The organism is Humibacillus xanthopallidus (genome assembly GCF_044793955.1).
Classification (GTDB): Bacteria; Actinomycetota; Actinomycetes; order Actinomycetales; family Dermatophilaceae; genus Humibacillus; species Humibacillus xanthopallidus_C.
This window is the reverse complement of record NZ_CP084995.1, coordinates 227,298-252,543: the sequence shown is the minus strand read 5'-3', so window position 1 is coordinate 252,543 and position 25,246 is coordinate 227,298. Positions and strand designations below refer to the sequence as shown.

Genomic DNA, 25,246 nt, shown 5'->3' with positions numbered 1-25,246 from the left:
AAGCGCCCAGAGGGAGAAGGAGCACCACGGTGGGGATCATCAACCGAGTCGAGCACGGGCTCGCCAAGGCTGTTCATGGTGCCTTCGCCAAGGCGTTCAAGTCCGAGGTGCAGCCGGTCGAGATCGCGTCGGCGATCCGGCGCGCGATGGACGACCGGGCCGCGCTGCTCGGCCACGGGCGCGCCATGGTGCCCAACCTCTACACGATCGAGCTCAGCGAGACCGACTACGAGCGCCTCGGCGACTACGAGGACGAGCTGTCCGAGGACCTCGTCGCCGCGGCCCAGGAGCACGCCGACTCGCAGGGTTACCAGCCGCACGGCCCCCTCGAGGTCAACCTCATCGAGGGCGAGGGTCTCGAGACGGGCGTCTTCCGCGTGCGTCCCGCGACGTCCAAGCGTGGGGGCCAGGAGTCACCGCAGGCGCAGGTCGCGGCGCCGCGCGCCAGCACCGGCACGGCCGTCGACGAGCGGCCGGTGGCTCCGCGCCCGGCCCCGCGCACCAACCCGTCGTCGCGCCCGTGGCTCGACATCGGCGGCGACCGCTACCCCCTGCTCGGCAGCCTGACGACGCTCGGCCGTGACGACACCGCCGACATCGTCGTCGACGACCCGGGAGTCTCACGGCGGCACAGCGAGATCCGCGTGACGACCGACGGCCCGCACCTCATCACGTCCATCCGTGACCTCAACTCCACCAACGGAACGTTCGTCAACGGAGACCGCATCACGAGCCAGCGCCTGCAGGACGGTGACCGCGTCACCCTCGGCCGCACGTCGGCCACGTTCCGTGCCGGGCGGCGGTGACGGATGAGTGAGCTCACCCTCACCCTGCTGCGGCTGGGTCTGCTCGCGCTGCTGTGGATCTTCATCTTCAGCGTCGTCGCCGTGCTGCGCACGGACCTCTACGGCACCTCGGTGAGCCGGCGCGGGCAGCGCAAGGCCGCCAAGCGCGAGGCCAAGGAGCAGCGCAAGGCCGCCCGCACGCCCCAGGCAGCAGCGGTCGGGGCCGGCGGTGTCGCGGCCGGTGCTGCCGGTGCACCCGCCCCCGCACCCGCTCCCGTGAGCGCGCCCGCCGCCGACGGCGCGCCCGCCCCCCGGTGGGGTCGGGGCCGCGGCAAGGGTGTGCCGACGACCCTCGTCGTCACCGAGGGCCCGCTCACCGGCACGACGCTGCCGCTGCGCAGCGGCGGGCTGCTCATCGGCCGCAACCCCGAGTGCGCCCTCGTGCTCGACGACGACTACGCGTCGGGCCGGCACTGCCGCATCTATCCCGACCCGACCAACCGTGGCGGCTGGGTCGTCGAGGACCTCGGCTCGACCAACGGCACCTTCATGGGCCGCGACAAGCTCACCTCCGCACGCCCGGTCGAGATCGGCACCACCCTGCGCATCGGCAAGACCGTCCTCGAGCTCCGGGGCTGAGCGGTGGCCATCGCCCTGCGCTACGCCGCGCGCTCCGACCTCGGCCTCGGGCCCAAGGCCCGCAACGAGGACTCGGGGTATGCCGGCCCCAACCTCCTCGTGCTCGCCGACGGCATGGGCGGGCACGCCGCGGGCGACGTCGCGAGCTCGATGATCGTCGGGGAGCTCGCTCCCCTCGACGCCGAGGACGTCACCGCCGACCAGGCGATCGGGCTGCTCGAGGACGCGCTGCGCAGCGCCAACACCAAGCTGACGACCGCGATGCGCGACAACGCCGACCTCACCGGCATGGGCAGCACGACGATCGTCATGCTCCGCACGGGCAACAAGCTCGCGATGGCCCACATCGGCGACTCGCGCGCCTTCATGCTGCGCGGCGACACCTTCAGCCAGATCACCAAGGACCACTCCTTCGTGCAGCAGCTCGTCGACGAAGGCCGCATCTCCAAGGAGGAGGCCGGCCACCACCCGCAGCGCTCGGTCGTCACCCGCGTCATGACCGGTCAGCCCGACGACGAGCCCGACACGTCGCTGCGCGAGGCCAAGATCGGCGACCGCTTCCTGCTGTGCTCCGACGGGCTGTCGGACTTCGTCGGGGCCGACGTCATCGAGGAGATTCTGCGCGAGGCCGCCACGCCCGCCGACGCCGCCGAGCGCTGCATCGAGGTGGCCCTCAAGGCGAGCACCCGCGACAACGTCACCGTCATCGTGGCCGACGTCGTCGACGCCGACGGTGACGACCTGCCCCCGACCGTGCCGCAGGTCGTCGGGGCCGCTGCCAGCCGCAGCCTGCGCACCCAGACCCGCCCCATCCCGACATCACCGGCGGCCAAGGCGGCAGCCCTGTCGCGCGAGGCGACCGGCCGTGGCGCCGCCGCGGACGCCGATGACGAGGTCGAGCTCGCCGAGCAGGCCCCGCGCTCGCGCCGCTCGCGCATCATCCGTCGGGTGGCCGGAGCCGTCGTCATCGTGGCCGTGCTCGCCGCCGGGGGGTATGCCGCCTGGGCCTGGTCCCAGCGCCAGTTCTACGTCGCCGCCGAGGCGGGCAGCGTCGCGATCTTCCGCGGGGTGTCACAGGACCTCGGGCCGATCAGCCTCTCGCAGGTCGAGATCCAGAGCGACGTCGCCGTGTCCGACCTGCCCGTCGACGTGCAGGGGTCGGTGGAGCGCACGATCCCGGCGCGCGACCTGGCCGACGCCGAGGCCAAGGTGCAGCAGCTGCGCGTCGAGGCCATCCGCTGCCAGCTCATGGCGGTGACCGGCACGCCGTGCGGCACGACCCCGGCACCCACGCCGTCCGCGACGACGCCCACGCCCGGTGCCACGACCCCGCTGACCCCGGGCACCGGCATACCGACCACGTCGTTGCCGAGCACCCTGCTGCCGAGCCTGCCGGTGCCGACGATGACCACCCCGCTGCTGCCGAGCACGCCCCTGACGCCGCCGCCCGTCGCGGCGGGCGGTCAGGATGCGCAGCCGGCGCTCAAGGGGATGACGTCATGACAACCACCGTCGAGCAGCTGATGCCGCGCACGCGGCGCAACGCCGAGCTGCTGCTGCTCATCCTCGCCATCGGCATCGTGCTGCTCGCCTGGGTGACGACCGACCTCAACCGCAACGGCACCGTGCCGGCCAACATCATCCCGATCGCGGGCGGCTTCACGGTGCTCGCGCTCGCCGTGCACCTCGTGCTGCGCTGGAAGGCCGCCTACGCCGACCCCGTGCTGCTGCCGATCGTCACGGTGCTCAACGGCTTCGGACTCGTCATGATCCACCGCCTCGACCTCGCGCGCGGCAAGCTCGGCACCGACGGCGACGCCTACCGCCAGATCATCTGGACCGCGCTCGCCGTCGCGCTCGCCATCGCGGTCATCGTCGTGCTGCGCGACCACCGGCTGCTGCGCCGCTACACCTACGTGTCGATGGCCGTCGGCTTCGTGCTGCTCCTGCTGCCGCTCGTGCCCGGCCTCGGGCAGACCATCAACGGCTCGCAGATCTGGATCAGCCTCGGGCCTCTCAACTTCCAGCCGGGCGAGTTCGCCAAGATCGCCCTCGCGATCTTCTTCGCCGGCTACCTCGTGCAGACGCGAGACGTGCTCTCGCTCGCCGGCAAGCGCGTGCTCGGCTTCACCTTCCCACGAGGTCGCGACCTCGGGCCGATCCTCGTCGCGTGGCTGCTGGCGGTGCTCATCCTCGTCTTCCAGAAGGACCTCGGCTCGGCGCTGCTCTTCTTCGGCCTCTTCGTCGCGATGCTCTACGTCGCCACCGAGCGGGTGTCGTGGATCGCCATCGGTCTGCTGCTCTTCGGTCTGGCCGTGGCCTTCGCGCTGTCGGCCTTCACCCACTTCCAGAAGCGCGTCGACCTCTGGCTCGACCCCTTCTCGCCCGACAACCTCGAGCGCTCCAACCAGCTGGCCAACGGCCTGTGGGGGATGGCCTCGGGCGGTCTCACCGGCACCGGGCTCGGCGCCGGCCGGCCGTGGCTCACCTCCTTCGCCGAGAGCGACTTCATCTTCTCGAGCCTCGGCGAGGAGCTCGGCCTCTTCGGGTCGGTCGGCATCATCGTGCTCTACCTCATCTTCTGCGAGCGCGGCATCCGCACCGCGCTCGGCGTGCGTGACGGGTTCGGCAAGCTGCTCGCCGTCGGCCTGACCTTCTCGGTGGCCTTCCAGCTCTTCATCGTCATCGGCGGCGTCACCCGGGTCATCCCGCTGACCGGCCTCACGACGCCGTTCATGTCGCTCGGCGGCTCCTCGCTGCTCGCCAACTGGGTCATCGTCGCCCTCTTGCTGCGCATCTCCGACCAGGCCCGTCGGCCGATGCCCGAGATGCCGGTTGGCATCGCCTCCGACGACCCGTCGCCCGCCGAGGTCACCCAGGTGGTGAGGATGACGTGAACACCCCCATCCGCCGCATCTCGGTCCTCATCGCCGCGCTCTTCACGGCCCTGCTCGTCGCGGCGACGGTCGTGCAGTTCGCGCAGGTCAAGACGCTCGGCTCGATGGCCGCCAACAAGCGCACCCTGCTCGACAACTACTCGCGCGAGCGCGGCTCGATCATCGTCGGGGGCCAGCCGATCGCGAAGTCCGTGCCGGTCGACGACCAGTACCGCTTCCTGCGCACGTATCCCCAGGGCGACCTCTACTCGCAGGTCACGGGCTTCTACTCCTACCAGGTGGGGGCTCCCTACGGTCTCGAGCACGCCTCCGACGACCTGCTCTCGGGCGACTCCGACACCCTCTTCGTCCGGCGCGTGACCGACCTGCTCACCGGACGCCGCACGGCCGGGGCAACGCTGGAGCTGACGATCGACCCCAAGGCGCAGAAGGCGGCCGACGACGCCCTCGGCGCCAGCAAGGGCGCCGTCGTGGCTCTCGACCCCAAGACCGGCGCGATCCTCGCGATGGTCAGCCACCCGCAGTACGACCCCAACCCGATCTCGAGCCACGACCTGGGCAAGGCCGCCAACGCGTGGGAGAAGCTCTCGAGCGACCCTGCCAAGCCCTACCTCAACCGCACCATCAACCAGCTCTACCCGCCGGGGTCGACCTTCAAGGTCGTCACGGCCGCCGCAGCCCTCGAGACCGGGCTGCTGAGCGACGAGAACTCCGAGGTGCCCGGACCCGCCGTGCTCGACCTGCCGCTGACGAGCGCGACCCTGCCCAACGAGAACCGTCGGCCCTGCGGGCCCAACGACAAGACCACGCTCATCCGGGCTCTCGAGATCTCGTGCAACACGGCCTTCGGCTCGCTCGGCCTCGAGCTCGGCGGCGAGCAGCTGCGCGCCCAGGCCGCGAAGTTCGGCTTCGGCGACTCGCTGACCATCCCCATGCGCGTCTCGACGAGCACGGTGCCGGCCGACCTCAACGCACCCCAAGCGGCGCAGTCGGCCATCGGGCAGTACGAGGTCAAGTCGACGCCGCTGCAGATGGCGATGGTGGCCGCCGGCATCGCCAACCAGGGCCGCGTGATGACGCCCTACCTCATCGACTCGGTGCGCAGCGCCAACCTCGACATCATCGAGTCGACCCCCGACCCGGTCGAGCTGTCGCAGGCGACCTCCCCCGAGACGGCGTCGACCCTCACGAAGATGATGGTCTCGGTCGTCGACAACGGCAGCGGCGTCCGGGCGGCCATCCCGGGCGTCGAGGTGGCCGGCAAGACCGGCACCGCCCAGCACGATCCCAAGAAGCCGCCGCATGCCTGGTTCATCAGCTTTGCGCCGGCCAACGACCCCCAGGTCGCCGTCGCCGTCGTCGTCGAGGACGGCGGTGTCACCGGCAGCGAGGTCGGCGGTGGCCGCGTGGCCGCACCGATCGCCAAGGCCGTGATGCAGGCGGTGCTCCAGTGATGTCCAACCGGAAGGTCCATGCACCATGAGCCACGACGAGACGCAGGCACTGCCCGGCGGTCCGACAGGACCGCCCGCAGACCGCGGCGACACGGGATCAGGCCCGGCGACCACGCCGCAGGGCTCCGACGAGCCGACGTCGGTCGATGCGGGAGAGGGCGCCGGCCTGGTCACCCCTCCCCGGATCCTCGGCGGACGCTACGAGGTCGGCAAGCTCATCGGTCGCGGCGGCATGGCCGACGTGCACCTCGGGCACGACAATCGGCTCGGTCGCCAGGTCGCCATCAAGATCCTGCGCTCCGACCTCGCGCGCGACGCGAACTTCCTCATGCGCTTCCGCCGCGAGGCGCAGTCGGCGGCCGGCCTCAACCACCCGTCGATCGTCGCGATCTTCGACTCCGGTGAGGACGAGACGAAGGTCGAGGGCCCGGGTGGCACGACGACGACGCTGCCCTACATGGTGATGGAGTACGTCGACGGCGAGACGCTGCGCCAGCAGCTGTCGGCGCGCCACCAGTTCGAGCCGGGCGACGCGATCCTCGCCACCGAGAGCATCCTCGACGCCCTCGCCTACAGCCACCGCATGGGCATCGTGCACCGCGACATCAAGCCCGCCAACGTCATGGTGACGAGCACCGGCGCCATCAAGGTCATGGACTTCGGCATCGCCCGCGCGATCGCCGACACGGCGGCCACGATGACCCAGACCCAGTCGGTCGTCGGCACGGCCCAGTACCTCTCCCCGGAGCAGGCCCAGGGCCAGACCGTCGACGCGCGCTCCGACCTCTACTCCACCGGCTGCCTGCTCTTCGAGCTGCTCGCCGGCCGGCCGCCCTTCGTGGGCGACTCCCCGGTCGCCATCGCCTACCAGCACGTCGGCGAGCTGCCCCAGCCACCGAGCGTGTGGAACGACGCGGTCGGCGGTGACCTCGACGCCGTCACCCTCCACGCGTTGGAGAAGGATCGCGAGGTGCGCTATCAGGACGCCGCGGCCTTCCGCGTCGACCTCGAGAACGTCAGGCTCGGCCGCCCGATCAGCGCCGCAGCCCTCGCCACCGGTGCCGCCGTCGGTGCCGCGGCCACCCAGACCCTTCCGGCGTCGTATGCCGTCGCCGGCACCCCGACCGCGGTGCAGCCCGCGCTCACCGGGACGGGTCTGCCCGCGGGTGTCGACGAGGAGGAGCAGCGCGGCAGCGGCAAGCGCACCGCGCTCATCGCCGTGCTCGCCCTCCTCGTGCTCGGCCTCATCGGTTGGGGCGCCGCCACGTGGTTCAGCAACCAGACCACCGAGGTCGTCAACGTCTCGGTGCCGCGCATCACCGGCATGGACGAGGAGACCGCGCTCAGCACCCTGCGCACCGCCAACCTCCAGGGGCAGAAATCGAGCGCGGCGAGCACCACCGTGCCAGAGGGCGACGTCATCTCGCAGGATCCGGCCGCCGGGGCTCAGGTCCCCGAGAGCTCGACGATCCGCTTCGTGGTGTCGCGCGGTCCTGACAACGGCGCCGTGCCCGATGTGACGGGCTTCGACAAGAACGATGCGCAGAAGGCCCTCGAGGAGGCTGGCTTCAAGGTCTCGGATTTCGTCGAGGAGAACAGCCCCGACCAGGCCAAGGACAAGGTGACCAAGACCGACCCGCCCGCCAACTCCCAGCTGGCTCAGGGCAGCTCCATCAAGGTCTTCTACGCAACCGGCAACGTGCAGGTGCCCGAGGGCCTCGTCGGCCGCGACTGGGCCATCGCCGCGTCCACCCTCAACGATGCCGGAGTCAACCCGGTGCGCGAGGACGTCGAGTCCGACAAGACGCCGGGCACGGTGCTCGAGGTGGCCCGCGAGGGCGCGGTCGTCAAGGCCGGCAGCGACATCGCCGTCAAGGTCGCCAAGGCCAAGGAGACGCCGATCCCGACGGTGACCGTGACGGAGACGGCAACGCCTCCGCCCACGACGGAGCCCGCTCCCCCGACGACCGACCCCGCCACGGCCCCGCCGACGACCGACGACTGACGTTCAGGACGGTGGGCACTCGACAGTGAGGGATGAGTCGAGTGCCCACTTCCCGACAGGTAGCCACACCCAAACAGGCCGTAGACCGGACCTGAGCCGTCGGGAACTGAGCACTCGACTGGGAGGGATGAGTCGAGTGCCCACTTCCCGACACCCCCACCAGCCCCGAGGCCGGGCCCGAGCCGTCGGGAACTGAGCACTCGACAGTGAGGGATGAGTCGAGTGCCCACTTCCCGACGTCTGGGTCCTCCTCCGCGGCCTCGCGGTCAGACGGCGGCGGTGACGAGGGGGCTGAGGCCCTCGGAGCGCGCCACGGCGTCGGCGTCGCCGCACATCGCGAGGAAGTTGGCGAGCATGCGGTGGCCGCCCTCGGTCAGCACGCTCTCGGGGTGGAACTGCACCCCGTGGAGCGGCAGGTCGCGGTGGCGCACCGCCATGACGAGCCCGGAGTCGGTGTGCCCCGTGGCCACCAGCTCGTCGGGCATCGTCGCCGGCTCGATGGTCAGGGAGTGGTAGCGCGTCGCCGTGAAGGGGTCGGCCAGTCCGTCGAGCACGCCGGTGCCGTCGTGGTGCACGAGGGAGGTCTTGCCGTGCAGCAGCTCGGGTGCGCGGTCGACGGTCGCGCCGCAGACGACGCCGAGCGCCTGGTGACCGAGGCAGACGCCGAACATCGGCTTGGCGAGGCGGGCGCACTCCTCGATGATCGCCATCGAAACCCCCGCCTCCTCGGGCGTGCCCGGGCCGGGAGAGACGAGGACGCCGTCGTATGCCGCGGCCTCCTCGGGTGCCACGGCGTCGTTGCGCACCACGGTGCAGTCGGCACCGAGCTGCTCGAGGTAGCCGACGATCGTGTAGACGAAGCTGTCGTAGTTGTCGACGACGAGGATGCGGGTCATCTGGCTCTCACTCGGGAGGTCACTTGAGGGGCGAGGCGTACTGGAAGTCGACCGAGCCCGAGTAGGCCGGGAACTCGACCGAGCCGGGCGTCTGGACCGACCAGCCCAGTCCCACGGCGTCGACGTACTGCCTGTAGATGGTGATCGCGGCGTCCTCGTCGAGGCCGCGCTGCATGCGGTCGACGTCGCCGATGGCCGTGATGCGGTAGGGCGGCGCATAGACCCGGCCCTGGAGGATGAGGGTGTTGCCGACGCACCGGACGGCGCTCGTCGAGATGACCCGCTGGTCCTGGATCATCATCGCCTCGGCGCCCGAGGCCCAGAGCGCGTTGACGACGGCCTGCACGTCCTGCTGGTGCACGACGATGTCGTCCGCCGTGAAGCCGTCGGGCAGCGAGTCGACCGTGCGACGCGCATCGTCGAGGGCGACCTCGATGGCAGCGCCGCGCACCTTCGTCGTCGCGGCGGCCTGCGCGAGCGCGTCGGCCCGCTTCGTCAGGCTGGCGAGCCGCTCGTCGGAGGGCGCACTCGCCTGCGAGAGCGTGTCGACCTCGCGCTGGAGGGCGTCGAGCTGGGCGGCCTTGACGGCGACCTGGGCGTCGCCGTCCATGATGAGCTGCGGCAGGTCGCGGTCGGCGCGCAGGTCGCTGCCCTGGGCGGCCTGGAAGCTCATGGCGAACATGACGCCCGCGGCTGCGGTGACGACGGGCACGACGAGGCGCCAGGTCAGGCGTGGGCGCGGCGCAGCGACTGCGGGCTGCTGCCCGACGGCTGTCGTGTCCGTCTCCTCCTCGGGGGAGTCGACGGGCGGGGTGGTGCTCGTCATCGTCGTCCTCGCTCGGCCCGGGCCCTCCGTGCCGACACCATTGTGCCTTGTGGCGTGACACGAGGGGCACCGGCATTGGTTACCCTTGGCACACCTCAGAGCAAGGAGAGTGCAGTGCCCGAGTCGAAGGGTCGAGACCACAAGTCGACCGCCTACACCCCGCCGCCCCGCAGCAAGGCGACCGAGCCCAACCCGACGTGGTGGGCACCGGTCTTCATCACTCTGCTCGTGCTCGGTCTGCTCTGGATCGTCGTCTACTACGTGACGGCCTACAAGTACCCCATCGAGGCGATCGGCGTCTGGAACCTCGCTGTCGGGTTCGCGCTGCTCATGGGCGGCTTCATCATGACGATGCGCTGGCGCTGACGCGCTGCCCCTGCACGCGAGGGCACCGGTCGTCCACACCCCGATCGACAGGTTGTCCACAGGGTTGTCCCCAGCCTGTGCATGAATGACACGGCTGTAACTACGTCCACAGGGTTGTCCACACCGGTGGACAACCCGCGTCCCTGCCCCGGTCACTCGCGCGGTCACCCACGCGGTCACTCACGGGGTCACCGACGCGGGAGGCCGAGGGCGTCGACGATGCGCTCGGCCGTGCGGGTGGCGTCATCGTGCTCATTGTCGAAAGCCAGGTGCGACAGCCAGGGCCACGGCCAGCCGCCCTCGGCGGCCGGCGCCTGCGGCGCCGTGTTGAAACGCGCCCGGGCGTCGAGCTCGCGCACGTGCTCGCGAGCCCACCCGACGTCACGTTTGCTCGGCTTGTGCTCGACGCGGTCGGGCAGGCCCTCGCGGGCGAGCCTGACGTCCAGCGGGGCAGACAGCTCCACGGCGTCGACCCGGATGCCCGCCTCGAGCACCGGCCCGATGAGCCAGCGCAGGTGCTCGAGGTCCTCCGGGTTGTCGAAGTCCGCGGCATACGTGAAGACGAGGCCGGGCAGGTCGGCCGCCACGGCCTCGACCATGACCTCGCGGCGGATCAGGCTGTTGAGCCGGGTGAAGGACGGCGTGCCGTAGCCGAAGAGCGTGATGAGCGGCTCGATCGTCACGTGATTGTGGAAGAGCCGGTAGCCGGTGAGGTCGCAGACGGCCCGGCCGACCGTCATCTTGCCGACGGCCGGCGGCCCGAGGACGCACAGCAGGTGCATCGGCTCAGGTGAAGGTGCTCGAGTCGATCATCCGGATGATGTCGGGGATGCTGAGGTACTTCGCGACCGTCACCGCGACGAGCAGCACGACGACACCGCCGAGGCCCGCCCAGACGAGCTGCTGCTTGCCCCGCCCGCGGAACGCGACGACGACGCCCGCGCAGGCGAGACCGGCGAGGAAGCCGCCGAGGTGCGCCTGCCACGAGATGTTGGGGTAGAGGAAGCCGAAGGCGGCGTTGATGGCGATCACGACGTACATCGCCGCCGACGAGCGGCCCAGGTGGCGATTGAGGATGAGCAGCGCCCCGAAGAGCCCGAAGATCGCGCCCGAGGCACCGACGACGGGCGTCAGCCACGCGTCGTCGAGCCCGGTCTGCAGACCGATGACCGTCGGGGAGCCGGCGAGCAGCGTCACGGCGACCTGGCCGCCGAGGCCGCTGATGAGGTAGATCGCCGCGAAGCGGGCCCGCCCGAGCATCGGCTCGAGGTACTGCCCCAGCGACCACAGCGCGAACATGTTGAGCAGGACGTGGAAGTAGGTCGACGGCGAGTGCAGGAAGGCGGCGGTGAGGAAGCGCCACGGCTCGGTCCAGCCGAGGGCCGGCATGAACGCGTAGTTGGCCGTGACGGCGGAGTCGACCCGCTGGAGGAGGTAGACGACGGCGCAGATGCCGATGATCGCCAGGGTGACGACGGGCCGGCCGTCGGTGGCGCGGCCACCGAAGACGGTGCGGGCGGCCGGGCTCGTGCGGGCCGCGTCGCGCACGCAGTCGACGCACTGGATGCCGACCGGGGCCGGGCGCTGGCACTCGGGGCAGGTCGGCCGGCCGCAGCGCTGGCAGCGCACGTAGGACTCGCGATCGGGGTGCCGCGGACACACAGGCGGGACGGCAGGGGGGTTCATCGGGCCACTACCCACCGGGGGCGGGCCAACTCCACTGTCGGACAAAGGAATCCCTGCCGTCTCGTCTGTGTCGAGAGGCCCGGCCATCGGCCGGGCCTCAGGGTGGTTCGGGGTCGCTCAGTCCTCGATGGTGACCGAGTTGATGATGACGTCCTCGCGCGGCTTGTCGTTGGGACCGGTCGGCACGGCGCCGATCTTGTCGACGACCTCGCGCGACGGACCGTCGGCGACCTCACCGAAGATCGTGTGCTTGCCCTGCAGCCACGTCGTGGGCGCGGTCGTGATGAAGAACTGCGAACCGTTGGTGCCCTTGCCCATCCGCTTGCCGGCGTTGGCCATGGCGAGCATGTAGGGCTTCGTGAAGTCCTTGTCGGGGCTGATCTCGTCGTCGAACGTGAAGCCGGGGCCGCCGAAGCCCTGACCGACCGGGCAGCCGCCCTGGATCATGAAGTTGGGGATGATGCGGTGGAAGATGAGCCCGTCGTAGAACGGCGTCGGAGACGTGCGGCCCGCCTCGTCCTTGTAGTCCTTCTCACCCTTGGCGAGGCCGACGAAGTTGTCGACCGTCTTGGGAGCCTGGTGAGGGAAGAGCTCGACGACGATGTCGCCGTGGTTGGTGTGCAGGGTTGCCTTCATGCCCCAATCCTCGCACGACGAGCAGGTATGCCGTCCGGTCGGGCACGCGGGCCCGCGGCGGGTCGTTGCCCAGAGAGAGACACACCCGCAACCATGGGTGTGGCCGCGCCCGGCACCACCGGACGCCCGCCACCTCACGATCACCGCATGACCGACTGCACGCCGAATCGCTTGACGAGAGGACCCGGATGTCGTTCCTGGACAAGATGAAGAAGAAGGCCGAGGAGCTCGAGCTCGACAAGAAGGCCAAGGACCTGCAGGCGGCAGCGACCACGGCTGCCAAGCAGGCTCGCGAGAAGGCGGGTGACTACACCGCCGAGAACCGCAGCAAGATCGACGGCTACGTCGAGAAGGCCGCGACGACGATCGACACCAAGACCGACGGCAAGTACGCCGACAAGGTCGCCAAGGCGAAGGAGCAGGTGGGCAAGGGCGTCGACAAGGTCGCCGAGGGCTCGCCCAACGCGACCGGCGCGCCCGGCACCGCGCCGACCACCGGACCGCCGATGGGCACCCCAATGGGATCTCCTGTGGTAGAGCCGGATTCAGCCGCTGCACCGACCTTCCCGGTCGACCCCGACGCCCCCCAGCCGCCGCCTCCGGGGGCACCGGGCGCCACCCCGCCACGGCCGCACGGGATGTGATCTCGGACGCCACGACACGGCATACGGCAAGGGCGGTGTGTCGCGTGGCGGATGTTGGCAGGATGGGTAAGGACGAGTGGACCTAGGAGGACGCATGTTTCGCACCAAGCAGTCCCGCACGGAGGCGGCTGTAGACCAGGCACGCACGGCGGCAGCAGATGTCAGCAGTGCGGCAGGGGAGCGCCTCGACGCCCTCAAGAGCACGACCGCAGAGCAGGCGAGCGTCGCCTCGGCGGCAGCGAAGGACCGCCTCGACGCCGCGCGCGCCGCAGCCGGGCCGGCGGCCAGCGACGCCGCCGTTGCCACCAAGGAGAGGATCGTCGCCGCCAAGGACGCAGCGACGCCCGTGATCGCGGAAGCCGCCGGCACCGCCAAGGAGCGTCTGACCGACGCCGCCTACGTCGCGCGTGACGCCGCGGGCGAGGCGCTGCACGATGCCGCCGACCGCGCCAAGCCGAAGGTGGAGGCCGCACAGGCGACCTTCTTCGACGAGGTTCTGCCCAAGCTGGGCACCGCCATCGCGACCGCGACCGCTGCCATCGCGGCGGGCTCGCACCAGGCCATGGACGCGGCCGCACCGCACCTCGAGCAGGCCAAGGAAGCGGCCTACGTCGCGGGCGACCGCGGCAAGGACGCCTATGCCGTGCTGACCGGTGACGCCGTCGCCAAGCGTCGTCGCAGCCGCACGAAGTGGCTCATCGGCATCGGACTCGCGGCTGCCGGTGTCGCCGCCGTGGCTGCCTTCCGCAAGCAGCAGCAGAAGGCCGACGACCCGTGGGCCACGCCCCTCGAGGCGTCGACCGGTGCAGGCACCTCGGGCTACGGCACGAGCGGGTCGGCCTCGCTCAAGGACAAGGCGGCCACTCAGGTCGAGGCGGCCAAGGACGCCGTGACCGATGCCGCCGCCAAGGCCAAGGAGAAGGGCGCCGAGATCGCTGACGCCGCCAAGGACAAGGCCGGCGACCTCGCGTCCAAGGGCCAGGCTGCCATCGCCGACGCCAAGGACCACTCGGGCGAGGCGCTCGAGGGAGCCAAGGACGCCGCGACGGACGCCAAGGACAAGGCCGTCGACGCGGCGGCGGACGCCAAGGACACGGCTGTCGACGCGACGCAGGATGCCACGGACGAGGTGAAGGACGAGTTCGACGGTCAGGTGACTGCCGTCGACGCGAGCCCTGACTCCGACGCCATCACCTCGGACGCTGTCGAGGGCGGCACCATCAACGGTGCCTCCACGACCACCTCGCCCCGGGGCTCGGCGAAGGCCCGCCTCGCCGAGGAGGGCGACAGCGCGAGCTGATCGCCGAGGGACGCCGCGGCAGACCTGCCGCACACAGAGAAGGACCCGGGTGCCGATGGCATCCGGGTCCTTCTCTGCGTGAGCTGGCTCGCACCGACAGGGGGACAGTGCGAGCCAGCACAAGCAGAAGGGCTGGGCGCGGTTCGTGCGGGCCCAACCCTTCGCTACCCACCAGTCTAGGCAGACAACGGGTGCTTGCGCGAGGGGTTCGGTGAAGATTGCATCACATCGGGCTGATCTGAGACGACCTTTCTTCGCAAAACGCCCACGAGCCGTCGATCCTTGCGTTGTGCGCTGGGGCACGACGGCCGTCCTGCTAGCCCTGCTTGCATCGAGCATGACACCGCCGGGTGCCGTGCGCCAGAGGAATCGGGCTATGGAGTTGCTGTGAGGCGGTCGTAGACGCGCAGGGCGTTGTCCCGGGCGAGCAGCCGGATGACGCGACTCGCGTCGGAGCGGGACCACTCCCCGGCGTCGACGAAGCCGCCGAGGACCCGCGCCATCGCGGTGCGCCAGAGCCGCGCACCGAGGTAGTGCAGGTCGGAGGGGCCGCACGCGTCCGAGCTGTAGAGCACCTTGTCGAAGGGCGCGAGCTCGAGACTGCGAGCGACGAGGGAGGTCGAGCGCGCGCCGACGAAGTTGACCGACAGGCCGACGTCGAGGTGGACATTTTGGAAGGCCTGCGCGAGATAGCCGGCCTCGCGCTCGAAGGGGTAGCAGTGCAGCAGGAGCACCGGCACCTCCCGCACCTCCGGGAGGCGGAGGAAGTCGGTGAGCAGCAGCGGGTCCGACCGGCGCAGGTCCAGGTCGCGGTCGCCGAGGCCGACGTGCAGCTGGAGCGGCAGGCCGGCCTGCACCGCCGCGTGGATGCCAAAGGCGATGAGGCGTGCGTCGGTCAGGCGCACCGACCTCGTGCTCGCGACGTCACGCGCCCAGGCTGTTGCGTGCTGCACGACCTCCCCGTCGCTCGGGCGGCTGAGGTCGACGTCGAACCCGGCGCGGTAGGCGAGGACCGACTTGACCGCGACGGCACCACGCGCCCGCTCGGCGAGCAGCGCGCGGAAGTCAGCGGCATACCGCGTCGGCTCGATGCCCTCGGAGGCGAGCTGCTCGGCGAGGGACTCGAGGCGCACGACCTCGTGGGCGGTGGCTCCGCTCGAGGATACGAGCTCCTCGGGGCTCAGGAGGTCGTCGGCGCGGTGGCCGGTGTCGACGAGCCAGTGGCTCACGCCGGCGGCCGCGAGGAAGCGACGGTTGACCTCGTCCTCGCCGAGCTGCGCGCGCCGGGCCCAGTAGTCGTCGGGCCTCGCGTGCCGCTCGAGCCCCAGCACGGGCGCGCACCAGGCGCGGATCGCGAAGCCGACCTGGCTGTCGAAGGGGTCGACCCCCACCGGCAGCGGGTCGGTGTCGGCCTCGTTGAGGGCATTGCCGTATGCCGTTCGGCTGGGGGAGACGCGGAAGGCGCCGTGCACGTGGTGGTCGACGAGCGGCGTCTCGTCGAGCTCGGCGAGGAGGTCGCGGGCTGCGCCGGCGAGTCCGGGGGCGGGGACGGGGGGTGTCATCTCAGATCGACCAGCCGAGGCGGAGTCGCTCGCAGAGCTGCTCGGCGCCGAGGTCGGCGAAGGCAGTGCCCTCGTGGCGCCGGACGGCGAGCAGGGCGGCTGAGGCCTGCTCGCCGAGGACGCGCTCGGCGACGGAGCCGGTGAAGGCGTCGAGGATGGCGGCCTGGTCGGTGAGCACGAGCGACAGGCCGGCGTCGGAGCGGGCCTCGTCATCGAACTGGCCTGTGTCGCGGACGATCTCGGGCGGGAGGGGGAGGGCGCGGTCGATGCCGTCGAGGGCGAGACCGAGCAGCACCGCGGAGGCGAGGTAGGGGTTGGCCGAGGGGTCGATGACCTTGACCTCGATGTTGGCGCCGTGGGGGTTGGCGGGGCCGGCGCGGAGGTAGCGGACGGCAGCCTCGCGGTTCTCGGTGCCCCAGCAGATCGTCGCGCCCGACCAGTGGCCCGGCTCGAGCCGCAGCCCCGAGACGACCGAGCCGCAGAGCACGGCCTGGGCGCCGACGAGCCCGTCGAGGATGCCGGCGATGGCGTGGCCGCCACGCATCGTGATCCGGTGCTTGGCGTTGGGGTCCTGGGCGGGGGTGGCGTCGTCGAAGAGGTTGGCGCCGTCGGCGCTGAGCGACAGGTGCTGGTGGGCGCCGTTGCCGACGGCCCCGGCGAACGGCACCGGCGAGAACGACGCGGCCAGGCCGTGGGCGCGGGTGACGACGCCGATGAGCGTCTTGAGCAGGATGACGGAGTCGGCGGCCTCGACCGGCGGCTGCGGGGCGAGCGACACCTCGAGCTGGTGGGCGCCATATTCGGCATGCACCTGCTCGATGCCGAGCCCGGCCGTCGCCCCGGCCTCGACGATCTCGGCGATGAGCGCCGACCGGTCGATGATGGCCGACAGGCCGTAGGGGGTCCACGCGCCGCGTGGGAGGGCCGAGCCGTCAGGTGCCACGAGGACGAACTCGAGCTCGTGCCCGACGAGCGCGGTCAGGCCCGAGTCGGCGAGTCGCTCGACCGCTCGGGCGAGGACGTGGCGCGGGGAGGTCGGGTCGGGCTCGCCGTCCTGGGTCACCACGTGCGTGGGTCCGGCGGCCAGGCCACCGGGCAACACGCGTACGGCCTCGGGGACCAGACGCAGGCGCAGGTCACCGACGGCGTCGTAGAAGGGGGTGAACTGGATCGTGCCGTCCATCGCGTAGCCGTGGTGCACGGGCGACATGCCGGCGCCGGAGGCGACGAAGGCGGGGGTGCGCGCGACCGGCATCGACTTGGCGTGCACGAGGCCCGCGGCGTTGGTCGCCCAGCCCGCCACCACGCGTACGCCCTGCCCGATGAGCACGTCGGTGAGGTCGGCGTGCGACGTGACTTCGCTCCCAGTCATGACGGAAGTCTGCCGTCGCGGGGGTGCGGGCGCAGGCTCAATGACGGCTGAGGAAGGTGCGATCCGGACATTTGCCGGCTGTCCGAGAGGTCGCACGCCGGTATGCGAAGCCAAGTCGTGTCCGTCGGTGCGGCGTGGCGACTCCCGGAAGGGTGGATGATAGGGGGGATGAACACTCCACGACGCCGCCTCAAGACCAGCCCCTTCGCCGACCGCGTCGCCGATGAGGTGCTGGCGCTGGCCGTGGCCGACCGGGTCGCGCACGACAAGTACGGCCTCGGTGAGGTCAAGGCGGTGGGTGGCGGCTGCGTCATCGTCGCCTTCGGCTCCGAGCGCGTGCGCATCGCCAGCCCCTACGCCAAGCTGACGCGGCTCTGACGGTCCAGCTGTGACACCTGCCGTGCTCTGAGGGGGACGGCGGGATGAAGCACTGACTCCCGGGACGGCTCCCGGGCCGGGAGTGCGACACGTCCGGAGCCACGGCCCGGGTCACCACACGCGTGTGCGAGACGTGCCGGACGACAGGCTGGCAATCGGGCCAGCCGGGTAGGACGCGTCCCAGTCCTTGTGCACACCGAGCAGGTCGCGGTCGATCGTCACGGGCGAGCCGTCACGCTCCTCGAAGTCCGCGTCGACGAAGCGGACCCGGGGCAGGTCCGCGCCAGTGACGACACCGACCTGCAGCCCGTCGAACGACTCGGGCAGGTCGGCCTCGAGGAAGACGGCGTCACCCTCCTCGACCACAGCGAAGGACGCTGAGTCGAGTCGGAGCGGAGCGTCCTCAGCGGCATACGGGATGGCGGCGCCGGCATACGCGTTGTGGCGGATGTAGACGGCCTGCGGCACGTCCGGGAAGCGGTTGTGGTCACCCGGCGGCTGGGCATCGATGAGCGCGAGGTAGTCCTCGAAAGTCGACGGGTGGCCGTCGTAGCCGGCGGTGCCGACCCAGGCGCCCTCGTAGGTGTGGGCGTCCGTGTTGTATGCCGCGTCGACCTCGCCGCCGGCGAAGATGTTGCCGATCCAGCGGTCGTCGGCGCCGTAGATGACGGCGTAACCGGCGACCTGGGTGCTGTGGGGACGGTGGTACGGGGTGGCGCGGTCCATCACCCGGATCAGGCCGAGGGTGCCGGCGACCAGGTTGCCGACGTAGGCGCCGCCCTGGCTGAAGGACTCGATCGAGACCGGGGAGGCGAGCACGTTGTGGTCGATGACGTAGGGCCCGTGGCTCACCTCGACGAAGAGGTCGCGCGAGTTGCCGTAGAGGACGTTGCGCGCGACGCGGGTGCCCTGGGTCTGCCAGTCGAGCCAGATGCCGAGCGAGCACGCGTGGATGCGGTTGTGGGTGATCTCGACGTCGATGGCGGCGTGCAGCTTGATGCCGGCGATCTCGTGGCCGTAGAACTCGCGCTTGAGCGCGATGCGGTGGATGTGGTTGTCCTCGATCGTGGAGAACACGCAGCCGAGATGTCCTGCGATGGCGCACTGCCCGCAGTCAGAGATGGTGTTGCGGCGGATGACGTGGCTGCCGATGTGCTCCTTGTCCCAGCCGATCTGCTGGGCGGAGAAGACCGACTCGAGCTGGTACTGGTAGCCGGGCTTGTCGCCGCGGTGCGTGTAGTTGTTGTCGCCGGTCGAGGCCTCCTTGCCGATGGAGATCGCGACGCACTTGGCGTCGTGGATGACGTTGTCCTCGATGACCCAGCCCTGGGCCCAGTTCGGTCCGATGAGCCCCGGCTGGTCGGCGGTCGGCGGCGCCCAGGGGGTGGCGGCCTGGCACAGCTCGAAGCCGCGCACGGTGATGAAGTCGACGTGGTGCTCGGTGGGGTAGAACACCGACCGGCGCACGTTGATCTCGACGAGGCGCTCGTTGGGGTCGGCGTCGTGGAAGTTGGCCCAGATCGTCGTCGTGTCGGGGCCGACCTGGGCGTGCCAGACGTATGCCGTCTGGTCGGGGTCGTGGACTGGGACCGAGCGTGCCGTCCAGTCGTCGAGCACCTCGGTGCGGCGGGTGGGGTTGCGGACCTCGTCTGGGCTGCCGACCTCGTAGAAGCTGCGGCCGTCGAGGTAGACGTCACCGAGATGCTTGCGCCGGCCGGCCTCGATGGGACGGACCACCCAGTCGCCGACGATCTCCTGCGCGAAGGGGTTGAAGGAGCCGAACAGCTCGTTGGGCACGTGCGCAGTCCAGACCCCGCCTCCCTCCTGCTGCCAGTCGGTCACCCGCTCGGAGCCCTTGATGACGACGTGCTCGCCGGGTGCTGCCTCGTAGATGATCCGGCGGGCGTCGCTGAGGCCGCCGCGTGCTGGGGCGACCCACTCGCGGTAATCACCTTCGTGGACGACGACCGTGTCGCCCGGCCGGGCCAGCTGCGCTGCATGGTTGATCGTGCGGACGGGGGTTGCTTCGGACCCGTCCGCCTGGTCGGAGCCGGTGGTGGCGACGTGCAGCACGGTGGTCACAGCGGTGTGTCCTCTCGAGGGAGCGGGTGCGCTCACGACTCTACGACCGGCGTGTGGCGGTGGAGGCTGGGACCATCGGACCGTCGACCGTCGAGCCGAGCGGGGATGACCCCGCGCTCTCCCGTGGTCATGCTGCCCGTGTGAGCGACCGCGCGAACCGGGTGGTTGGAACCCTTGGTGACATCACTGGTCGTCCGGCGGTGCTCAGGCCTCCGCGGCGCGCGTCACGTCCTGAGCGACCTCGTTGCGCCGGAGGAACCACGGCTTGTACGGCGGGTCGAAGCGCGCATACCGCGGCTCGCCCGTCGGGCGCAGGCCCGCCGACTCGATCCCCGCAGCCAGCTCGGCGAGGTGGGCGCGGTAGGACGACTCGCTCCACCGACCGGAGAAGCGCACGACCGCGGTGAGGCGTTCGGGCACGGCGCGGACGTGCACCTTCGGGTTGGTCGGCACCGGCGCGGTGTCGGGTGTCACCGACTCAGGCAGGACGAACGCGATCCTGTGCTCGCCCTGCGACAGCTCGGTCTGCTCGACCGGGGCGGTCATCGCCAGCTTCTGCGAGCGCGCCCGCTCCTGGACAACCGGCGCCGTCATCTCGACGGTCTGCACCGACTCGTTCTGGCCGGAGATGTAGCCGAGGAGGGTCCGGAAGGCAAGGTTGCCGGCGTCCTCGAACGCACCGGTCACGGTGACCTCAGCCACGACGTGAGCCGGGTAGCGGCGCAACTCGAACACGGCATACCGCTCAATGACGCTGTATGCCTGTTGCTCGGTCACCCCGCCGACGCTACACATCCACCTGGCTGCGCGGTGCCCACGCCGCGCCTGCGCGACGTGGGCAGCAGGCGCTCGCTCAGCTGATGCTGCGGTGGCGCTGGGCGATGCCGGCGGCGCCGTAGGGGTAGTCGTCCATCTGGGGCGCGCTGACCTCGGAGAGGTGAGCGAGCTGGTCTGCGGTGAGGTCGAGGTCGGCGGCGGCGAGGTTGTCGTTCAGCTGCTCGACGGTGCGCGCGCCGAGGATCACCGAGGTGACCGCGGGCTGCGCCGCGACCCAGGCGAGGGCGACCTGCGCGGAGGTGACGCCCTGCTCCTTCCCGACCTCGGCGACGGCCTCGATGACCGCCCACGTGCGCTCGTCGGAGTTGCGCGGCCCGTAGGCCTCCATGCCGCGCTTCGGGTCCTCGCCGAGGCGCGAGGCTCCGGTCGGGGTGGTGTCGCGCTGGTACTTGCCGGTGAGCCACCCGCCCGCGAGCGGCGACCACGGCAGTAGGCCGAGGCCGCCGTCGAGGCAGGCCGGCACGACCTCGTGCTCGATGTCGCGGACGAGAAGGTTGTACTGCGGCTGCAGCGTGACCGGCGGGGTCCAGCCGTGCTCGCGGGCCGTGTGCACGGCCTTGGTGACCTGGTAGCCGAGGTAGTTGGAGAAGCCGTAGTAGCCGATCTTGCCCGCGGTCACCGCGTCGTCGAGGAAGCGCAGCGTCTCCTCGAGCGGGGTCACGGCGTCCCATGCGTGCATCTGGTAGAGGTCGATGTGCTCGACGCCGAGCCGGGTCAGCGAGGCGTCGAGGGCCAGGCGGAGGTGGCGTCGCGCCAGGCCGACGTCGTTGTGCCCCTCGCCCATCGGGAAGCGGCCCTTCGTCGCGACGACCATGTTGGCGGCGTCTTCCGGGTGGGACTTCAGCCACCGGCCGGTGATCTCCTCGGAGACGCCCTTGCTGTAGACGTCTGCCGTGTCGAGGAACGTGCCGCCGGCCTCCGCGAAGGCGTCGAGGATGCGGCCCGAGGTCTCCTCGTCGGCCTCCGCCCCGAAGGTCATCGTGCCGAGGCACTGGGTGGAGACGATGGTGCCGCTGTTGCCGAGAGTCGTGTATCGCATGTCTTCCACCGTATGCCGGAGCCTCGGCGCTCTCAGCAGCACCGCCCCCCGGGTCACAATGTCAGCGCGGCTGAGCGTCATATGAGACCTGTGGTCCTGCATGGGCCGCGGTGACCTGGCAAGCTGCGTCAGGTGAGGGACGAAAGTGAGAGCCTGCTCGAAGGCCTGTACGAAAGTCTCATCACGCAGGCTTTGCAAAAGCGCTTGTCTGGCCTGGCCGATTTTGAGGTTCACCGTGGCGCCATCGATGAAGCCGATGCCCCGGATGTTCTCGCGCGACACGTCCGGGACGTCACACTGCGAGCGCTGCGCATGGAGAAGAACCCCAGCCGGCGTCTCGAGCTGGTGAATGAGCTCGTCGAGGCCCTGGGCGCGTCCGAGGACTCGGTCGCATCCGCACAACAGCTTCTCTCCGTGACCCCGCCTCGCAGGCCCGGCGCCCCGGCCAGAATCACCAGAGGACGTCCGACTACCCCTCTGTCCGAGGCGGCGCTTCTCACCAATGCCCCGGGTGAGCCGGGTGTAGGCCACGAGATTGCGGCCGAGCTCGCGAGCGCCGATCGAGTTGACGTCATCATGGCATTCGTCAAGTGGTTCGGTTTACGGCTCTTCGAAGATCAGCTCACCGCCGCGCGGGATCGAGGCGTCCCCCTCCGTGTCATCACGACCACCTACATGGGCGCCACGGAGCGTCAAGCACTCGACCGGCTGGTGCGCGATTTCGGTGCCCACGTGAAAATCCAGTACGACGCCCAACGAACGCGGCTTCACGCAAAAGCGTGGCTGTTTCGCCGTAACACTGGTTTCGACACCGCCTACGTGGGATCAAGCAACCTGTCACGCGCGGCAATGCTCGATGGAGTGGAGTGGAACGTGCGCCTTTCGGCCGTTTCCACGCCTCCACTGCTGCGCAAATTTCTCGCCACGTTCGACAGCTACTGGAACGACGCGACGTTCGAGGAGTACGACCCCGACACGGACCGCGACCGTCTGGACGACGCTCTCGCCGAAGCGAGCGGGAGGCGTGTCAACGATCGGGTGACGCTGACGCTCTCGGGCTTGGACGTTCGCCCGTACTCCTACCAGCAGGAGATGCTTGACCAACTCGAGGTGGAACGGGTTGTTCATGACCGCCATCGAAACTTGCTGGTGGCAGCCACAGGCACCGGTAAGACGGTCGTGGCAGCTCTGGACTACCGGCGACTGGCCATAGATCCGGCGCAGCTCCCGAGTCTGCTCTTCGTAGCCCATCGGCGCGAGATCCTGCAGCAGTCACTACGGACCTACCGTGAGGTCCTCGGAGATGCCGACTTTGGGGAGCTGTACGTGGACGGGCATCGACCAGAACGTTGGCAGCATGTCTTCGCGTCGGTTCAGTCTCTCTCTGCGTACGGCATCACCAACATCCCTGCTGCCGCCTACGACGTCATCGTGATCGACGAGTTCCACCATGCCCGAGCTGAGACCTACCGCCGCATGCTGGATCATCTGACACCGGTCGAACTGCTCGGCCTGACGGCCACACCAGAACGAGGCGATGGCTTCGACGTGAGGGAGCTCTTCGGTGGGCGCACCGCGGCAGAGCTACGTCTGTGGGATGCGCTCAAGGCAGACCTGTTGACGCCGTTCCATTATTTCGCGGTCGCGGACGGGATGGACATGACCCGGGTCGACTGGAAGGCGGGCGCCTATGACGCAGGAGAGCTTTCGAATCTCTTCACCGGCAATGACGCGCGGGCCCTCCTCGTCCTCAAGGCTCTTCGAGACAAGGTCGCTGACCTCACGACCATGAAAGCTCTCGGATTCTGCGTCTCCCGAGAGCATGCGCGATACATGACCCAAGTCTTCAACGGGGCGGGCATCCGGTCCGCGGCAGTGCTGGGGGACACGACGTCACATGATCGTGACGGCGCGATTCGTGACCTTCGTGAGGGCATCGTCCAGGTGCTCTTCACCGTCGACGTGTTCAACGAGGGTGTCGACGTGCCGGCCATCAACACCGTCCTCTTTCTCCGACCCACCGAAAGTTCGACGGTCTTCATTCAGCAACTCGGACGAGGTTTACGTCGCGCCAGAGACAAGGCGGTGCTCACCGCGCTCGACTTCGTCGGTCACCATCGCAAGGAGTTTCGCTTCGACCAACGCTTCAGGGCAATGACGGGCAGCACCCGGACGGAGCTTGAGCGCGACATCGAGCACGGCTTTCCGTTCCTCCCGGCAGGCACTCAGATCGTGCTTGACCGCCAGAGTCAGGCGCTCGTCCTCGACAACATCAAGAGCCAGGTCACCAGGCGCTGGCCGAACATCACGTCGGAGCTGAGAGCCCACCCGACCGACGAGCTCGGCACCTTCCTCGAGGAATCTGGCGTTGAGTTGGCTGACGTCGTGACAGGGAACCGGTCCTGGGCCAGGCTTCGCCGCGAAGCTGGTCTCGAGGTCCCCACCGAGGGTCCTTCAGAGGTCACTTTGATGAAGCGAGTTCGCGCCCTGTGTCACGTCGACGACGGCGATCGGGCGAGGGCGTACCTGACATGGCTCAGTGACGACGCGCCGGCCTATGCCAGCGCTGACCCGGTTCTGCAGGCATACGGACGGATGCTGTTCTTCTCGCTCTGGCCAGACGGCGGTGGCTTCGAGTCCTACGATGCCGGACTGGAGTCCCTGCTGCGCGAGCCAGCAGCGCGGGAGGACCTCAGATCAGTCGTCCGGCTGAGTCAATACTCTGCCGAGCGCGTTGCCACGCGACTGTCAGGCGAACTGGGCATGAGGCCGCTGAAGGTGCACGCGCGCTATACGCGGGAGGAGATCGTCGCAGCGCTGGACTACGTGTCGATCGAAGGACGCAAGCCGAACAGCTTCCGTGAAGGGGTCCTTTTCTCGCCTGACGCCAACACCGATGCCTTCCTGGTGACGCTTCACAAATCGGCGTCCGACTACTCGCCGACAACGATGTACCAGGACTTTGCCCTCAGCCCGGAGTTGTTCCACTGGGAGTCTCAGTCCGTCACGAGCATCGCCTCGAGGACAGGTCAGCGATACCTCAACCATCGGGCGATGGGGAGTCACGTTCTCCTCTTCAGTCGAGAACAGAAGGTCACGACGTTCGGAACCGGCGCGCCGTACCTGTTCCTCGGCGAGGCCGATTACCTGGAGCACCGCGGGGAGCGGCCCATTGCCATCACATGGCGACTCCGGACACCCATGCCGGCCGCTGATTTCGCCGCCGCCAGCGTGGTCCAATGACTGGTCGGCCCGGTCTCGCCCGAGGGCCTTGGCGAAACTGTGGTGGAGCCAAGGGGACTCGAACCCCTAACCCCCTGCTTGCAAAGCAGGTGCGCTACCAATTGCGCCATGGCCCCTGGGTGGTGCTGTGTCGTGCTGGTTGGTGCGGCCTCCGGGAGACCCTCGGCTCAGGACGAGGCCGGTGCGTCGTCGCCCTCTGCAGCGACCTCGGCGGGCACGTCGACCTGCGTGACGGGCGGGGCGGCCGGAGCAGCCGGAGCCTGCACGTCGTCGGTGGCCGCGGTCCAGAGGTCCTGCTCGGCCTGCTGCTGCTTGGCCTTCTTGCGCACGAGGACCGCCCCGGCAACCGCTGCTCCGATGACGACGAGTCGCTTGAGCATGGGATTCCTCCTGGTGCAGTGACGGTAGGTGATGGTGGGCCTAGGAGGACTTGAACCTCCGACCTCTTCCTTATCAGGGAAGCGCTCTAACCGTCTGAGCTATAGGCCCATCGTCACCGTCTCGCGCCGCTCGGACCAGCAGGATCCGATGACTGGACGCGAGGGGAAACGTTACCCGATGCCCCGTCCCTCGCACAAAACGGCCCGGCCTGGGCACGG

The 25,246-nt window shown here is 69.8% G+C and carries 22 protein-coding genes and 2 tRNA genes; 11 read left to right on the top strand and 13 right to left on the bottom strand.

What is annotated here, in order from left to right; translation table 11 throughout:
• Window positions 1-29: 29 nt before the first annotated feature.
• From LG278_RS01095 to pknB, 6 genes are read left to right on the top strand one after another with little or no spacing between them, the layout of a single operon-like run.
• A complete protein-coding gene (locus tag LG278_RS01095) occupies window positions 30-806 on the top strand; it encodes an FhaA domain-containing protein (protein ID WP_404390083.1) in 777 nt (258 codons plus the stop codon).
• Window positions 807-809: 3 nt separating this feature from the next.
• The gene (locus tag LG278_RS01090; RefSeq protein WP_404390082.1) at window positions 810-1,424 is read left to right on the top strand and encodes an FHA domain-containing protein; all 615 of its coding nucleotides are present in this window, start codon (window positions 810-812) and stop codon (window positions 1,422-1,424) included.
• A gap of 3 nt (window positions 1,425-1,427) precedes the next feature.
• Window positions 1,428-2,927 carry a PP2C family protein-serine/threonine phosphatase gene (locus tag LG278_RS01085; RefSeq protein ID WP_404390080.1) on the top strand — a complete coding sequence of 500 codons (1,500 nt, stop codon included), beginning with the start codon at window positions 1,428-1,430 and terminating at the stop codon, window positions 2,925-2,927.
• Window positions 2,924-4,321, top strand: coding sequence for an FtsW/RodA/SpoVE family cell cycle protein (locus LG278_RS01080; protein ID WP_404390078.1), 1,398 nt, complete (start codon window positions 2,924-2,926; stop codon window positions 4,319-4,321). The genes LG278_RS01085 and LG278_RS01080 overlap by 4 nt, the downstream gene beginning before the upstream one ends.
• A complete protein-coding gene (locus LG278_RS01075) occupies window positions 4,318-5,775 on the top strand; it encodes a peptidoglycan D,D-transpeptidase FtsI family protein (RefSeq protein WP_404390076.1) in 1,458 nt (485 codons plus the stop codon). Before LG278_RS01080 ends, LG278_RS01075 begins: the two co-directional genes overlap by 4 nt.
• A 25-nt stretch (window positions 5,776-5,800) precedes the next feature.
• Complete coding sequence (pknB, locus tag LG278_RS01070; protein WP_404390074.1) at window positions 5,801-7,780, top strand: Stk1 family PASTA domain-containing Ser/Thr kinase; 1,980 nt, start codon at window positions 5,801-5,803, stop codon at window positions 7,778-7,780.
• A 266-nt stretch (window positions 7,781-8,046) separates the two neighbouring features.
• Here pknB and LG278_RS01065 read toward each other — a convergent pair whose 3' ends face one another.
• Both LG278_RS01065 and LG278_RS01060 read right to left on the bottom strand, forming a co-directional pair.
• Window positions 8,047-8,676: an aminodeoxychorismate/anthranilate synthase component II gene (locus LG278_RS01065; RefSeq protein WP_404390072.1), complete on the bottom strand. Its 630-nt coding sequence runs from the start codon at window positions 8,674-8,676 to the stop codon at window positions 8,047-8,049.
• Between the two features lie 19 nt (window positions 8,677-8,695).
• Window positions 8,696-9,502 (bottom strand): DUF881 domain-containing protein, encoded by an 807-nt coding sequence (locus LG278_RS01060; protein ID WP_404390070.1) that lies wholly within the window; start codon window positions 9,500-9,502, stop codon window positions 8,696-8,698.
• A 114-nt stretch (window positions 9,503-9,616) separates the two neighbouring features.
• Here LG278_RS01060 and LG278_RS01055 point away from each other — a divergent pair, with 114 nt between their 5' ends.
• Window positions 9,617-9,868, top strand: coding sequence for a cell division protein CrgA (locus LG278_RS01055; RefSeq protein ID WP_404390068.1), 252 nt, complete (start codon window positions 9,617-9,619; stop codon window positions 9,866-9,868).
• Between the two features lie 188 nt (window positions 9,869-10,056).
• Here LG278_RS01055 and LG278_RS01050 read toward each other — a convergent pair whose 3' ends face one another.
• From LG278_RS01050 to LG278_RS01040, 3 genes are all read right to left on the bottom strand, one after another.
• On the bottom strand, window positions 10,057-10,650 hold the full coding sequence (locus LG278_RS01050; RefSeq protein ID WP_404390066.1) for a hypothetical protein: 594 nt from the start codon (window positions 10,648-10,650) through the stop codon (window positions 10,057-10,059).
• A 4-nt stretch (window positions 10,651-10,654) separates the two neighbouring features.
• Window positions 10,655-11,530 carry a rhomboid family intramembrane serine protease gene (locus LG278_RS01045; protein WP_404390064.1) on the bottom strand — a complete coding sequence of 292 codons (876 nt, stop codon included), beginning with the start codon at window positions 11,528-11,530 and terminating at the stop codon, window positions 10,655-10,657.
• A gap of 141 nt (window positions 11,531-11,671) precedes the next feature.
• Entirely contained in the window at window positions 11,672-12,190 is a 519-nt protein-coding gene (locus tag LG278_RS01040; protein WP_404390062.1) for a peptidylprolyl isomerase, read from the bottom strand.
• A gap of 188 nt (window positions 12,191-12,378) precedes the next feature.
• On the opposite strand from LG278_RS01040, the gene LG278_RS01035 reads away from it, so the two are divergent.
• Window positions 12,379-12,834 carry an antitoxin gene (locus tag LG278_RS01035; RefSeq protein WP_404390060.1) on the top strand — a complete coding sequence of 152 codons (456 nt, stop codon included), beginning with the start codon at window positions 12,379-12,381 and terminating at the stop codon, window positions 12,832-12,834.
• 94 nt (window positions 12,835-12,928) lie between these two features.
• A complete protein-coding gene (locus LG278_RS01030; RefSeq protein WP_404390058.1) occupies window positions 12,929-14,134 on the top strand; it encodes a hypothetical protein in 1,206 nt (401 codons plus the stop codon).
• Window positions 14,135-14,508: 374 nt separating this feature from the next.
• Here the strand turns inward: LG278_RS01030 and LG278_RS01025 are convergent, their stop codons facing one another.
• Window positions 14,509-15,696 (bottom strand): amidohydrolase family protein, encoded by a 1,188-nt coding sequence (locus LG278_RS01025; protein ID WP_404390056.1) that lies wholly within the window; start codon window positions 15,694-15,696, stop codon window positions 14,509-14,511.
• 1 nt (window position 15,697) lies between these two features.
• Entirely contained in the window at window positions 15,698-17,068 is a 1,371-nt protein-coding gene (locus LG278_RS01020; protein ID WP_404390054.1) for a glutamine synthetase, read from the bottom strand.
• Between the two features lie 168 nt (window positions 17,069-17,236).
• On the opposite strand from LG278_RS01020, the gene LG278_RS01015 reads away from it, so the two are divergent.
• Complete coding sequence (locus LG278_RS01015; protein ID WP_404390052.1) at window positions 17,237-17,446, top strand: hypothetical protein; 210 nt, start codon at window positions 17,237-17,239, stop codon at window positions 17,444-17,446.
• A 111-nt stretch (window positions 17,447-17,557) separates the two neighbouring features.
• On the opposite strand, the gene LG278_RS01010 is transcribed toward LG278_RS01015, so the two are convergent.
• The 3 genes from LG278_RS01010 to LG278_RS01000 all read right to left on the bottom strand — a co-directional run bounded on the left by LG278_RS01010 (window position 17,558) and on the right by LG278_RS01000 (window position 21,404).
• On the bottom strand, window positions 17,558-19,528 hold the full coding sequence (locus tag LG278_RS01010) for a right-handed parallel beta-helix repeat-containing protein (protein WP_404390050.1): 1,971 nt from the start codon (window positions 19,526-19,528) through the stop codon (window positions 17,558-17,560).
• Window positions 19,529-19,732: 204 nt separating this feature from the next.
• Entirely contained in the window at window positions 19,733-20,305 is a 573-nt protein-coding gene (locus LG278_RS01005) for an SOUL family heme-binding protein (protein ID WP_404390048.1), read from the bottom strand.
• Between the two features lie 76 nt (window positions 20,306-20,381).
• The gene (locus LG278_RS01000) at window positions 20,382-21,404 is read right to left on the bottom strand and encodes an aldo/keto reductase (protein ID WP_404390046.1); all 1,023 of its coding nucleotides are present in this window, start codon (window positions 21,402-21,404) and stop codon (window positions 20,382-20,384) included.
• 132 nt (window positions 21,405-21,536) lie between these two features.
• On the opposite strand from LG278_RS01000, the gene LG278_RS00995 reads away from it, so the two are divergent.
• On the top strand, window positions 21,537-24,647 hold the full coding sequence (locus tag LG278_RS00995) for a DUF3427 domain-containing protein (RefSeq protein ID WP_404390044.1): 3,111 nt from the start codon (window positions 21,537-21,539) through the stop codon (window positions 24,645-24,647).
• Window positions 24,648-24,687: 40 nt separating this feature from the next.
• On the opposite strand, the gene LG278_RS00990 is transcribed toward LG278_RS00995, so the two are convergent.
• From LG278_RS00990 to LG278_RS00980, 3 genes are all read right to left on the bottom strand, one after another.
• Window positions 24,688-24,763 (bottom strand) — tRNA-Ala (locus LG278_RS00990).
• A 51-nt stretch (window positions 24,764-24,814) separates the two neighbouring features.
• On the bottom strand, window positions 24,815-25,027 hold the full coding sequence (locus tag LG278_RS00985) for a DLW-39 family protein (protein WP_404390042.1): 213 nt from the start codon (window positions 25,025-25,027) through the stop codon (window positions 24,815-24,817).
• 32 nt (window positions 25,028-25,059) lie between these two features.
• Window positions 25,060-25,136: transfer RNA gene (locus LG278_RS00980), tRNA-Ile, on the bottom strand.
• Window positions 25,137-25,246: the final 110 nt, after the last annotated feature.